We start from the raw sequence: 729 nt of genomic DNA, 5'->3' as shown, positions 1-729 counted from the left end.
CCACCGTGGCCACCGCGGCATCGGCCGTGATCGGCCCGATGCCGGTGATAGCCCGCAGCCGCACGCAGCGCGCATCCTTTCTTGCGTGAAGCTCGATGCGAGCGTCGCATGCATCGAGGCGTTCGCGCAGTTGCGACCAGTGCTCAGCCAATTCGCGCAGCAGTTCTTTGAACGATTCCGGTAATGCGGCGTGCGCATCCAGATCGGCCAGCTCCCGACGCAGCGCCCGATCACTCTTTGCCACGACGACACCGAACTCGGCCAACAGCCCGCGCAATCGATTGCCGATGGCCAGACTTTCGATCTTGTAGCCTTCGCGCACCCGATGCCACGACAAAACGTGCCTGCTGCTCGATCGATTTGACCGGCACAAAGCGCATGTTGCCCTGGCGAGCCGCCGTGGCGATGGCCTCGGCGTCGGCCCGATCGTTCTTGGTCCGGCGACCTTTGCGGAACGGCGTGACGAACTGCGCGGCGATGATCCACGGTTGCAGGCCGTACTCGTGACAGCGCCTGGCCCAGTGGTGCGCCCCGCTGCACGCTTCCATCGCGACCACGGTCCCAGCCGGCTGCTGGGCCAGCCACAGGGCAAACGCATCGCGCTTGAGGTCCAGCCGCCGCCGCACATGCCCGGCCGCGTCCATCTCGCACACCGAAAAAGCGGTCTTCGCCAAGTCCACGCCAAGGATTATAGTGTTCATGGAGACTTCCTCTTCTGCTGACGGTTGT

General features: G+C 64.6%; 1 pseudogene. It reads right to left on the bottom strand.

Going from position 1 to position 729, the window contains the following annotated elements:
* Positions 1–701: pseudogene (locus tag BTJ49_RS15265) on the bottom strand (IS110 family transposase); the annotation flags it as partial.
* Between the last annotated feature and the right edge of the window lie 28 nt (positions 702–729).

Source organism: Oleiagrimonas sp. MCCC 1A03011 (assembly GCF_003267965.1).
GTDB lineage: Bacteria > Pseudomonadota > Gammaproteobacteria > Xanthomonadales > Rhodanobacteraceae > Oleiagrimonas > Oleiagrimonas citrea.
The sequence above is the reverse complement of the archived record's forward strand: the minus strand, read 5'-3'. Positions and strand labels throughout refer to the sequence as shown.